This window comes from Bilifractor sp. LCP21S3_A7 (assembly GCF_052118825.1).
Lineage (GTDB): Bacteria > Bacillota > Clostridia > Lachnospirales > Lachnospiraceae > Bilifractor.
In genome coordinates, this window is record NZ_JBQKGL010000010.1 from 1 (window position 1) to 12,534 (window position 12,534).

Genomic DNA, 12,534 nt, shown 5'->3' on the forward strand with positions numbered 1-12,534 from the left:
AGTACTCATACTTGTTGAGGATTGCGGGAGTGCGAAGCACGGAGCAATCCGGAGCTTATGGAGCGAACAAGAAGGAAAACGCTTTCCAGGTTCGTCGCACGCGAAGCGCGCGAAAGAGCCTGGAAGCGATTTCGAAGGCAACAAGTATGAGGACGAAGTGACGCGAAAGCGGCACGGGAGTACTCATACTTGTTGAGGATTGCGGGAGTGCGAAGCACGGAGCAATCCGGAGCTTATGGAGCGAACAAGAAGGAAAACGCTTTCCAGGTTCGTCGCACGCGAAGCGCGCGAAAGAGCCTGGAAGCGGTTTATCAGTAGCCGATAAGCCAGTCATAGAGCTCCTGATATTCCAGTGCGGAACGATACCAAGAGAAATCAGCAGCCATTGCCCGGTCGATGATTTTGTTCCACTCTCTTCTCTTGTCATAGTAGATCCGTTCTGCATACCGGATAGTTCCCAGCATTTCATGTGCATTGTAGTTTGCGAAGGAAAAGCCGGTTCCTGTGCCTTCATATTCATTATACGGCTCTACGGTGTCCTTGAGACCTCCTGTCTCGCGGACGATCGGTACCGTTCCGTAGCGCAGAGCCATCAGCTGGCTGAGACCGCACGGCTCAAAGAGCGACGGCATGAGAAAGGCATCACAGGAAGCATAGATCTTGTGTGAGAGGTCATTCGAATAATAAATGTTCGCGGATACCTTCTTGTCATATTTCCATGCAAAATGACGGAACATGTTCTCATATTTCGGATCACCGGTTCCGAGAACGACGAGTTGAATGGCATCCTGGCAGATCTCGTCCATCATGTAAGCGATCAGGTCGAGACCCTTCTGGTCGGTCAGGCGGGATACAATTCCGATCATCATTACCTTCGGATCAATTTCGAGTCCAAGCTCTTCCTGAAGCGCGGTTTTATTCTTCTGTTTCTCCTTTCGGAAATTCTTTGCGTTATAATTCTGAACGATAAGCGAATCTGTTTCCGGGTTGTAAACGTCATAATCAATGCCGTTGACGATACCCCGCAGATCGTGCGCACGGGCGCGCATCAGGCCGTCAAGGCCCTCTCCGTAAAACGGCGTCTTGATTTCCTCGGCGTAGGTTTTGCTCACGGTGGTGATAGCATCTGCATAGACAAGCCCGCCCTTCAGATAGCTGCCGTCCTTGTTGTATTCCATTTTGTCCGGTGTGAAATAGTAGTCTGAAAGGCCCGTGATGTTCTTCATTGTCGCGGTATCCCAGATGCCCTGGAACTTCAGGTTGTGAATGGTCATCACGCTCTTTATACCACGGAAAAATTCGTTGCCCTGGAACCGTTCATGCAGATAGACGGGAATCAGTCCGGTCTGCCAGTCATGGCAGTGAATAACATCCGGGCGGAAATCGATGATCGGGAGGATTGACAGAACAGCCTTGGAGAAAAACGCAAACTTTTCAAGATCCCAGGGCATGCCGCCATAGATCTGATCACCTGCAAAATGCTCCTCATTATCAATGAAATAATAGGTGATGCCCTCGTATTCCATCTTGAAGATACCTACGTACTGCTGTCTCCAGTTGAGATCCATGTAGAAATTGGTGACATATTCCATCTGGCTGGAATATTTCTCGGCGATCTTAGTGTATTTCGGGATTACCACCCTACAGTCGTAATATTCCTTGTTCAGACATTTTGGAAGAGAACCGACGACGTCCGCAAGACCTCCGGTTTTGATAAAAGGGACACACTCAGATGCTGCAAATAGTATTTTCTTCATCGCTTCTGAAAAACCTCCTCGGGCAAATTAAATAATTTCCGGAATTCTCCCCTCGTCTGCGGGAAAATTCCGGAGTCTGGGACGCGGCTGTTAATAGAAAAATGCGTCGGAACCAGAGACTGCAGGAAAAATCATCATTATGCATGATATAATGCCGTGCAGTTTAAAGAGTTTTGTATAATTTTATTATATCTGTTCTTCTTGTGAAAAACAACAGGACTTTGTGTCCTTTCCGGCATAGCTCTTCCGTATGGCTTCTCTTACGGGAAGTATCATGGACGGAGATACCGAAAGCTCATCGACGCCCATCTGCAGGAATGTTTCGGTCAGGGAGGTGTCTGCACCGAGCTCACCGCAGATGCCGACCCAGGCGCCGCCGGCATGACCATTCTCGATGACCTTCTGGATCAGCCGGAGCACTGCCGGATGATGCGGGTTATAGAAGCGGTCCAGTTTGTCATTCTGACGGTCCATGGCAAGTGTATACTGTGTGAGGTCATTGGTTCCGATGCTGAAGAAGTCCACCATCCTGCCAAGCTCATCGGATATGATCGCTGCGGCGGGAGTCTCGATCATAATACCTTCTTCCACATTACCAAAGGGAACTCCATCGGCGGACAGCTCTGCACGTACAGCTGCCGAGATCTTCTTGATCTCTTCAACCTCCTCCGTGGAGGTGATCATCGGATACATTACGGAGATGGTCCCGTAGGCACTTGCACGGTAGATGGCACGGAGCTGAGTCTTAAAAATCTCCGGACGGGTCAGACAGATGCGAATGGCACGGAAGCCGAGCGCAGGGTTGTCTTCCTTATCGAGATGGAGATAATCCGCCTGCTTGTCGGCACCAATGTCGAGTGTGCGGATAATGACTTTTTTGCCAGCAAGTGTCTGCGCAACGGCCTTGTAGGCCTGAAACTGCTCTTCTTCCGTGGGCATGCTGTCACGCCCGATGTAGAGAAATTCACTTCGGAACAGTCCGACACCGCCTCCGTCATTTGCCAGAACAGAGGCAAGATCCTTAAGGCCTCCGATATTGGCGTACAGATTGATCTTCCTGCCGTCAACAGATACGTTATCCTTTCCCTTCAATTCTTGGAGCAGGCGCCGTTCCTCCAGATCCTTGTCCTGTTTTGCCGTCATCTCATGGATAATTTCCTCATCCGGGTCCAGATAGAAGGTGCCCGTATGTCCGTCAACGACGGCCATTCTTCCGTCCCAGGAGGGGTCTGCCGGAATATTGATGAGTGCGGGAATATTCATGGTTCTTGCGAGGATTGCCGTGTGGGAGTTTGCGGAGCCGTATTTTGTTACAAATGCGAGGACCTTGTCCTTGTCCAGCTGAACGGTTTCACTGGGCATGAGATCGTCAGCAGCTATGATTACCGGCTGATCGAAGGTGGCCGTTGTATCTTTGCCGGAAAGCACAGAAATCACCCGCTCGGAGATGTCCTTCATATCTGCGGAGCGAGCTTTAAAGTACTCATCTTCCATTTCGGCAAACATTTTGGAGAAATTTTCGCCGGTAACTGCGGTCGCGTATTCGGCATTCACTTCTTCGTTTTCTATCATATTGTGCACCGAGTCGTTGAAGTCATCATCTTCAAGCAGCATGGCGTGGACTTCAAAAATAGCGGCATTCTCTTCGCCGACTTTCTTCACCGCATCGTCGTGAAGCCTCTGGAGCTGTTCGATTGCTTCCTTTCTTGCCTTATCATATCGCTCAATTTCCGCAGCGGTGTCCTCAATTTTGAAGCGTTTTACGATATTCTCCTTTTTTCCGTAAAACATGATTCTTCCGATTGCGACACCCTTGAAAATGGCTTTTCCCTCAAATTTTTCCATATGACCTTATATCCTTTCTTAAACGAACCCCGGTTATTATCTGTGTTGAACGGTCATGCTGCGCCACAGGCAGTATCCGTCAGTGGCACAATTATGTATAAAGCCAGCTGCATTCGTTGCTTGGCAACTCTCGCAGCTGGCTTTATACATACTTATGAATTCCCGGGCAGACCTCTGCGAAGAGGAAGATTAAAGATTGTCCTTAAGGAATGCTTCCAGTCCGGAAGCAGCAGTTTCTTCATCCGCGCCTTCAACGATCACTTCGATTTCATCGCCCTGCTTCACACCGAGCCCCATCAGCTGGATCAGTTTCTTCGCTCCTGCCTGCTTTCCGTGTGCTTTGATGGTGATATCAGAGCTGTATTTCTTTGCTGCGGCAACCAGATCACCTGCCGGTCTTGCGTGAATTCCAACAGGATCCGTGATGACATATTTAAAACTTTTCATGGTATCTGAACCTCCTGAACGAATAATGAATAATAGAATATGAAACAGCCTCGGGTAATTTCTTTCATTATAACCTAAGGCAGGATTATCGTTAAGCACTTTATTAAAAGTTTATCGGGCACCTTAAGAAAGTTATACCAGATTCATATTGGTTTCCATCGTTTTCATCTTCCACCCGGTGACTGCGGCAAGATCGCAGCTGAACCTTACATTGAGATTCTGATGGTCTCCCGTGTATGCAGGGTAGAATCTTGATGTAATGACATACTCGCCATCGTTGACGTAGATTTCAAGCAGTGAGGAATCTACAAGAATTCTCAGGAATTCAATGTCCGGAATGATCACCTTGCGTTCCTTCCGCCCGAACCCTGCGGAATCGCTGATAGTGAGACGCAGCACATCCTCCTGGTATGACAGCACTGCTCCGTCTCCGAAACAGATACTCCAGTCCAGATCTCCGGTTCCTTCGAGAAAAGAAATCTCGAAATCTCCGGCTCCGTCAGGAAGAATCATGCTCCCGTGCGGCATTACCGGCGTCTCATCATACCGCAGATCCTTCAGCTCCTCGACGGGGTTCTGGTGAATGATTCCATTCTCAAAGGAGAGCTCTCTTGGAACGGTGAGGCAGTTCTCCCATCCTTTGCCCGCCGGCTCGGCGGTCGGATTGGCGTAAGGAGCATCCGGCATTCCTACCCAGCCTATGAAGAGACGGCGTCCCCGTTCATCGACAAAGCTCTGGGGCGCATAAAAGTCAAAGCCGTAATCCCATTCACGGAAATCATGAAGGCATTGGGCGTCATTGAGGGAACCTTCCACGGTGAAGTAACCGGACTGATAAATGTTCTGATACCGGTATTCTTCTTCCGGAAGCCCCTGGGGACAGAGTGAGAGGAAGGTCTTGCCGCCAAGGCAGAAGTAATCCGGGCATTCCCACATGTATCCAAAACGCTTCTCCGATGTGAGCGCTTTCAGAAAGTTCCAGTGAACACCGTCGTCACTCTGATAGAACAGTACCTCTCCGAAGTCAGTGTCGGCGGAGAGATCCGGCCCCTTGACCCTGGCGCCGAGGATCATATAGTATGTGTCCCCTTCTTTCCAGACTTTGGGGTCACGTACGTGACAGCTGCAGTTTTCCGGGTAGTCACGATTCGTCAGCAGACAGTTCTTTTCGCCAAAATTCTCACCGTCGGTTTCAACCAGAATCTCGTTGGCCTGTCTTCCGCTGTAAGTATAATCGTGATTCCCCGGTTCTTTTACATTGCCCGTATAGTAGAGGCGGATGTGATCCCCTTCCGTGAGAGCGGATCCGGAATAACATCCGTTACAGTCTATCGGATCTGTTGGCCAGAACGGAACGCCTGTGTATTTCAGATGAAGCAGATCTCTTCCGGCATAATGCCCCCAAGTTCTGGCAAATCTGCCATCCGGTCCCGGGGTGTTTGGTGAATACTGGAAGAAAATATGATAAATTCCCTGAAATTGACACAGGCCGTTCGGATCATTCAGCCAGCCGTCCGGAGGCATCAGGTGATACTGAAGCCTCCAGCCTTTTCTGTCTTTCAGCATACCTTGAGGACCTCATCTCCAGGCTTTACGGGACCGGTCTTCATAGCCTTCACATCATTGTAATCGTCGCTGTTTGTGACAATAACAGGAATTGTGGTCTTGTATCCGGCAGCGCGGATCTTGTCCATGTCAAATTCGAGAAGAAGGTCGCCTTTCTTCACGGAATCTCCGGAATTCACATGCGCTGTGAAGCCCTCTCCTTTCATATTCACGGTGTCGATGCCGACGTGAATCAGAACCTCGACGCCGCTATCAGACGAAACGGCAACGGCGTGCTTTGTGTCGAATACCATATCGACGGTTCCATCGAAGGGCGCAAAGATTTTACCGGAAGACGGGCGGATCGCCATGCCCTTTCCGAGAGCCTCAGATGCAAAAGTAGGATCCTCTACCTCTGAGGATGGAATGGCTTCGCCTTCTGCTGGAGCATAGACAATAGTCTCCTTGACCGGAGATTCTACTGCCTGCTGCACATCCTTTTCCAACGGATCGGCAGCCTTTGCGGCTTCAGGAGCAGCTTTTGCAACCGTCTCCGGGTCTTTATACAGAATGAAGGATATAATGAACGCTACCGCAAAGGATGCGATCATGACAATGGCATACTGCAGCCAGAAATCCGTGGTGATCAGGAACCCGAACAGACCTGTGATTCCGTATGCGGTTGCCTTGATTCCGAACAGAGATGCAATCATGCCTCCGATCGCGCCTCCGAAGCAGCCGGCAATAAATGGTGTGCGGTAACGGATGTTGACACCGAAGATTGCAGGCTCTGTAATTCCCAGAAACGCGGAAAGAGAAGCCGGGAGTGCCAGCGATTTTGTTTTTTCGCTTTTGGTCTTGAATGCGACAGCCATGGCTGCTGCTCCCTGTCCGACGTTAGCGGCGGTGGCAACGGGCATCCAGATATTTGCCGGAGGATCCTGGCTGACCATTTGTGCCTCAATCATATTGTACATATGATGGAAGCCTGCTACAACGGTGAACGCGTAGAAGAAACCGATCAGCAGGCCGCCGATTCCGAACGGAAGGCCGATCAGTGTCTGAGCTGCAAGAAGGATCCAGTCCTCGACTACCTTGAAGATCGGTCCGATGATTGTCATGGTCAGAACACCGGTAACCAGTACAGTTACAAGCGGAGTTACGAAGAGATCGATGATCTCGGGCACATGCTTGTGAAGCCACTTCTCAAGCGTACTCATGAACAGGATGGCGATGATGACGGGGATGACATGCCCCTGATATCCGGTCTGCTGTATAGTCAGGCCAAATACCTTCCACACCGGGATATCAGCGGCCTTCATTGTAGCAACGCTCCATGCGTTAATCAGATTCGGATGAATCATGATGAAGCCGATAACTGCGGCAAGATACGGATTGCCGCCAAACTTCTTCGCCGCGCTGACAGCAATCAGGATCGGAAGCATGGACAGAGCCGCGCCTGCGAACAGGTTGATCATGTTGTAATAATCGCTGCCCGCAAGGTTCGGGAATGCATTTGCAAGGCCTCCGAGAATACCGTTCAGAAGTCCGGATGCAACGATTGCGGGAATAATCGGAACGAAGACATCACCGAGAGTCTTGATCGCGCGCATGAACGGGTTCTGCTTCTGAGCAGCCGCCTCCTTCGCGGTCTCCTTCGTTCCTGCTTCAACGCCGGAGATGCTGATGAATTCATCGAATACCTTGTTTACGGTTCCTGTGCCGAAAATGACCTGAAGCTGACCGGACGCCTCAAAGCATCCCTTCACGCCTTCTACATTTTCAACGGCTTCCTTGTTGACCTTGCTGTTGTCCTTGATGACAAGTCTCAGCCTCGTAGCACAATGAGCGGCGGAGGCGACGTTGGATGCGCCGCCGATATTGTCCAGAACGCCCTGCGCTGCTTTCCTGTAATCCAGTGCCATATTTCTTTCCTCCTTGTAGGTAGTGTGCGTCAGATCTGAGGCGGTGCAGCCGGCTAAACGTGTGTCCGGTTGGGTAATCTCCTGACATATTCTGCCGTCGTTAACAGACAGAAAACGGAAAGCGGAGTGCCCTGCCGCAGAGGCTGTGCACAAATGTGGAATCGTTCTCACATGTTTTCATTATATGGCTTTCTAAATTTTTTGTAAACTAAAACGGGAAAGAATTAATACATGAAAATAGAGGGACATTTTGGTGCAACTTTCACAGTCAGAAGTCGGTATTCGGGAGGCGGATGGATTCTCCGCTGGTGAGCTTGCATCCCATCCGGACAGCTCTGTTGTCCTGTTTGCTGCCCGAGAGAAGACCCAGGAGGAGTCGGGCGGTCTCCTTTCCGCTTGTCTTATAGTAATAGTGGACGGTGGAAAGGCGCGGTGTGACGACCTGTCCCTTCTCTGAATCGCCGATTCCGGTGATTTGAATATCTTCTGGAATGCGGTACCCTCTTTCACGGAGGCAGACCATGGCGCCGACCGCTATGCTGTCCGTGGCGCAGAAGATGGAATCCGGGTCCGGATAACGGCTGAGCAGTTCCTCGGCAGCCTCATAGCCGGATTGAATACGAAAGCCGGTTACAACCATCGCTTCAGGCGGAACAGCGATTCCGGCCTCGCTCATGGCGTCGAGAAATCCCGCTTTGCGGTTGTGTCCCGCTGCCTCATCCAGTTCAGTTACCCCGATGTATCCGATCCGTTTTCCGGTTCTGGCCAGAATCTCCGCCTGCTGCTTTGCGGCTTTGTAGTCATCAAAATAGACACACGAGCATGTGCTGCAGTGCTGTCCGAGAACAACTACGGGGAGCGGATACTCCCTGAGGATGTCGTCATGCTCCTTTGTCCATATCGTACCGATGAGTATGACCGCATCGACACTGCCGTTCGCGGCAAAAAGCTTCAGATATTTGATCTCCTCCTGCTCCTGGTTATTCGTATTGGCCAGAAGTACCTCATAGCCTGCTTTTGCGAGGACGGTCGTAATGCCGTCGATTTCCCGGCTGATCGAATCGGAATTCAATTTTGGGAGAATCACACCGATCAGATTTGTGCGCTTGGTTCTGAGCATCTGAGCCTGTCTGGAAGGCTGATATCCGGTCGATTCGATGACGGACCGGATACGGTCCGCTTTTTCCCGGCTTACATAGCCGTCATTGAGGTATCTTGATACGGTGGTTCTTGAAACACCGGCCATTCTTGCAATTTCATTGATTGTCATAAGCTGTCGTCCTTTAGGTAAGAGTAAGGCGTGGAATCCATTCCACAGAAAGATTATACCTTTAACCGCGTGTGGTATGCAATCGGGAAGCGAATAAATCTGAAATTCTTCCGCCTGCTGCATGTCCGGACAGTGCAAGGATCAGGAATTCTGCTGGATGTGGTTATTCGCCATTCAGAAATTTCCGGAGTTCAACAATCCGGTCACGAAGCTCTGCAGCCATTTCAAAGTTGAGCTCCGCTGCAGCCGCCTTCATCTGTTTTTCCAGTTTCCGGATGAGTTTCTCGATTTCAGAAGGAGACATGGATTCTGGGTCCTTCTCCAGCTTTTTCTCATCGGCGGCTACATCTCTGGCAATGCTGATCAGGTCGCTTACCTTTTTGTGAATGGTCTTCGGCGTAATGTGATGCTCTTCGTTGTATTTCTGCTGAATCGCTCTTCTTCGTCTGGTTTCATCGATGGCGCTCCGCATCGAATCGGTGATCGTGTCGGCATACATGATGACATGGCCCTCCGAGTTGCGGGCCGCGCGGCCGATCGTCTGGATCAGGGAGGTTTCCGAGCGGAGGAAGCCTTCCTTATCGGCGTCCAGAATTGCGACCAGTGTGATTTCAGGGATATCAAGCCCCTCTCGCAGAAGATTGATGCCGACGAGAACGTCAAAAACATCCAGACGCATGTCACGGATTATTTTGGTCCGCTCCAGAGCGTCGATGTCGGAGTGCAGGTAGTTCGCCCGTATGCCTGCCTCCTTCAGATACGTAGTCAGATCTTCCGCCATCCGCTTGGTAAGAGCGGTTACCAGGACTTTGTGGTGGCCGCTGACCTCTTTTTTCACCTCGCTGATCAGATCATCGATCTGTCCTTCCACCGGCCGTACCTCAACCTCGGGATCCAGGAGACCGGTGGGACGGATGATCTGTTCCGCCCGCAGCATCTCATGGTTTGCTTCATATTCTCCGGGGGTTGCGGAGACAAACAGGATCTGATCAATTTTGTTCTCAAATTCTTCAAAACTGAGGGGACGGTTGTCCAGAGCAGACGGAAGCCGGAATCCGTAATCGACGAGTGTTGTCTTCCTGGAACGGTCTCCGGCATACATGGCCCCGATCTGGGGGATGGTCCGGTGAGACTCATCGATGATGATCAGAAAATCATCCGGGAAGAAATCCATGAGTGTATAGGGCGGTTCTCCCGGTTTCAGATTCGACATATGGCGGGAGTAATTCTCGATTCCGGAGCATACACCGGTTTCACGAAGCATTTCAATGTCGAAATTTGTCCGCTCCTCGATCCTCTGTGCTTCCAGGAGCTTATCCTCGCTTTTAAAGTAACGAACCCTTTCTTCGAGCTCTTTCTCAATCGCCTTTGTCGCACGGTTGATTGTCTCCTGGGGCATCACGTAGTGAGAGGCCGGAGCTATTGAGACAAAATTGAGCTCCTGCTTTACCTGTCCGGTGAGCAGATCAAAGCGTTTGATCGAATCAATTTCATCACCGAAGAATTCGACGCGGATACCGATATCGCTTTCGTCTGCGGGGACAATGTCGAGGACGTCCCCATGTACCCGGAAGGTGCCGCGGTGAAAATCGATTTCATTTCGTTCATACTGAATATCGATCAGTTTCCGGATGACGTCATCGCGGTCGATTTCCATGCCCGGGCGAAGGGGGATAATCATTTTCTCATAATCCGCAGGGCTCCCCAGACCGTATATACAGGAAACGGAAGATACTACAATGACATCTCTGCGTTCAATCAGTGAGGAGGTGGCAGAGAGACGCAGCTTGTCAATCTCCTCATTTCGGGAGGAATCCTTCGCAATATAGGTATCAGAGGACGGAACGTAGGCTTCCGGTTGATAATAGTCGTAATAGGACACAAAGTATTCCACAGCATTTTCAGGAAAAAATTCCTTGAACTCGCTGTAAAGCTGCGCGGCCAGCGTTTTGTTGTGCGCAATGATCAGTGTCGGTTTCTGAAGTTTTTCGATGACATTTGCCATCGTGAAGGTTTTTCCGGATCCGGTAGCGCCAAGAAGCGTCTCGCACTGATTCCCCTCCCGGAATCCTTTTACCAGTTTGTCAATCGCCTGCGGCTGGTCGCCGGTGGGCTTGTATTCAGAATGCAGCTTGAACTCGGGCATACGTATTTCCTTTCTGCAGTTTCTGCCTTTTTATAATTCTATTAATTATCCTGTATTTTGTCGGGCGTTTCGCCGGAGAATTGATCAAATAGTTTTTCCGGTCTTCTTATGAGCGGGATGAGGTGTCTGATACATTCCCGTCTGCTGCGCCGGAGACGGAGGTAACATTTTCCGTACCATCCTGGTCCGGATCAGAACTGCTGTAGTTTTTCGTTGTTCCTCCGTTTTCCTTTATGACCTGATCTGCTGACTTTCCGGAGAGCTCTTCCCTGATTACAGCGGATGCCTTCTCGAGCTGAATGTCTGATGAGGTATCCTTATCCGCTTTAACGGTAATGTTCGGCGTGATACCGTTGCCGTTTACGTCATGGTGGTCCGGTGTGTAATAATGTGTTGTTGTGATTTTCAGGACGCTTCCGTCCGAGAGTGTATAGGAGTCCTGTTCGATTCCCTTTCCATAGGTGACGGTGCCGACGGCAATGCCGACATTGTAATCCAGTACGGCTCCGGCAAACATTTCGGATGCGCTGGCGGTGTTTCCGTTGACCAGAAGAACAACGGGAAGACTCGTCCGGTGGTCCGTGTCATTGTCCCGCTGCCGCTCTTCTCCATTGCGATCCTGTTCATAGACCAGCGGTCCCTCCGGCATGAAGATTCGAAGCGTGTCGCAGCACGCGCTGACCAGTCCGCCGAGGTTGTCCCGAAGATCGATGATCAGTCCCTTCATGCCCTGCTGATTGAGGCTGTCGAAGGCATTCTGAAACTGGCCGGAAGTAAGGCGGTTAAAGCTGGTAATCTGAATGTACCCAATATCGCCGTCCAGCATGCTGCCGGTCACGACATCGCGGGTCAGCGTTTCCTTCGTCAGAGTGACTTCTCTGGGATTCCCGCCTGACGCAGATACGACGGTCATAGTGACCTGATCGCTGTCACTGTTCTGGATCAGCGAGACCGCGTCTGAGGAGGTCATATCCTCCGTGCCTTTTCCGTTCAGCACGGTGATCAGATCTCCCTCTTGAAGTTCCGCCTTTTCAGCCGGAGAATTATTCATCACAGATTCAATCTTTAAAGCTTTGTCTTCTTCACTTTTTGAGATTGTAATTCCGATTCCTTCCATCTTGCCATCGTTCGACATTTTTATTTTGCTGTATTGCTCCGCCGTGTAGTAGGTGGAGTATTTATCTCCGAGTCCGGTTACGAGCCCGAGATACATGGTGTCTGTCTCAGCCTGCTCGTCGATATCATTCAGATAATATCGCCGGACGATATCCTGGATCTGACGCGTTTTCCGGTAGGCGGAAAGGCTCGTGGGACTGGAGGGAGCGGCAAGTGGTCCGAGATTGAGATAAACGGAAAAGAAGACTGCCCCCGAGATGACTGTTACCAGGATGCCTGCGAGGAAAGGCTTCCAATTTCTGTATAATTTTTTAAGAAGACGAGTTAAAAAAGAATGTGTATCCGGATGATTGCTGTTATTGTCTGCCATTTGTAAACCTGCCTGAATTTTTGGATTGCGTGTGATAGGAAAACCCCGTCTTTTTCCGTCCGGATTAATGAAAAATCAGATGGAAAAAGGCGGGGTGATATTGTGGCGGTCCG

Annotated in this window: 8 protein-coding genes; all 8 read right to left on the reverse strand. The window is 50.4% G+C overall.

What is annotated here, in order from left to right; all coding sequences use genetic code 11:
- Positions 1–311: 311 nt before the first annotated feature.
- The 8 genes from glgA to ACTQ1O_RS09935 all read right to left on the reverse strand — a co-directional run bounded on the left by glgA (position 312) and on the right by ACTQ1O_RS09935 (position 12,421).
- A complete protein-coding gene (gene glgA / locus ACTQ1O_RS09900) occupies positions 312–1,757 on the reverse strand; it encodes a glycogen synthase GlgA (protein ID WP_441487130.1) in 1,446 nt (481 codons plus the stop codon).
- A gap of 186 nt (positions 1,758–1,943) precedes the next feature.
- Complete coding sequence (gene ptsP, locus ACTQ1O_RS09905; RefSeq protein WP_441487131.1) at positions 1,944–3,602, reverse strand: phosphoenolpyruvate--protein phosphotransferase; 1,659 nt, start codon at positions 3,600–3,602, stop codon at positions 1,944–1,946.
- 189 nt (positions 3,603–3,791) lie between these two features.
- Positions 3,792–4,049 (reverse strand): HPr family phosphocarrier protein, encoded by a 258-nt coding sequence (locus ACTQ1O_RS09910; RefSeq protein ID WP_441099014.1) that lies wholly within the window; start codon positions 4,047–4,049, stop codon positions 3,792–3,794.
- A 132-nt stretch (positions 4,050–4,181) separates the two neighbouring features.
- Entirely contained in the window at positions 4,182–5,615 is a 1,434-nt protein-coding gene (locus ACTQ1O_RS09915; RefSeq protein ID WP_441487132.1) for a glycoside hydrolase family 32 protein, read from the reverse strand.
- Positions 5,609–7,513 carry a glucose PTS transporter subunit IIA gene (locus ACTQ1O_RS09920; RefSeq protein WP_441487207.1) on the reverse strand — a complete coding sequence of 635 codons (1,905 nt, stop codon included), beginning with the start codon at positions 7,511–7,513 and terminating at the stop codon, positions 5,609–5,611. Before ACTQ1O_RS09920 ends, ACTQ1O_RS09915 begins: the two co-directional genes overlap by 7 nt.
- Positions 7,514–7,787: 274 nt before the next feature.
- The gene (locus ACTQ1O_RS09925; protein WP_441487133.1) at positions 7,788–8,789 is read right to left on the reverse strand and encodes a LacI family DNA-binding transcriptional regulator; all 1,002 of its coding nucleotides are present in this window, start codon (positions 8,787–8,789) and stop codon (positions 7,788–7,790) included.
- 163 nt (positions 8,790–8,952) lie between these two features.
- Positions 8,953–10,935, reverse strand: a complete 1,983-nt coding sequence (gene uvrB, locus ACTQ1O_RS09930; RefSeq protein ID WP_441475444.1) for an excinuclease ABC subunit UvrB — start codon at positions 10,933–10,935, stop codon at positions 8,953–8,955.
- 106 nt (positions 10,936–11,041) lie between these two features.
- Entirely contained in the window at positions 11,042–12,421 is a 1,380-nt protein-coding gene (locus ACTQ1O_RS09935) for a S41 family peptidase (protein WP_441487134.1), read from the reverse strand.
- Positions 12,422–12,534 lie beyond the last annotated feature (113 nt).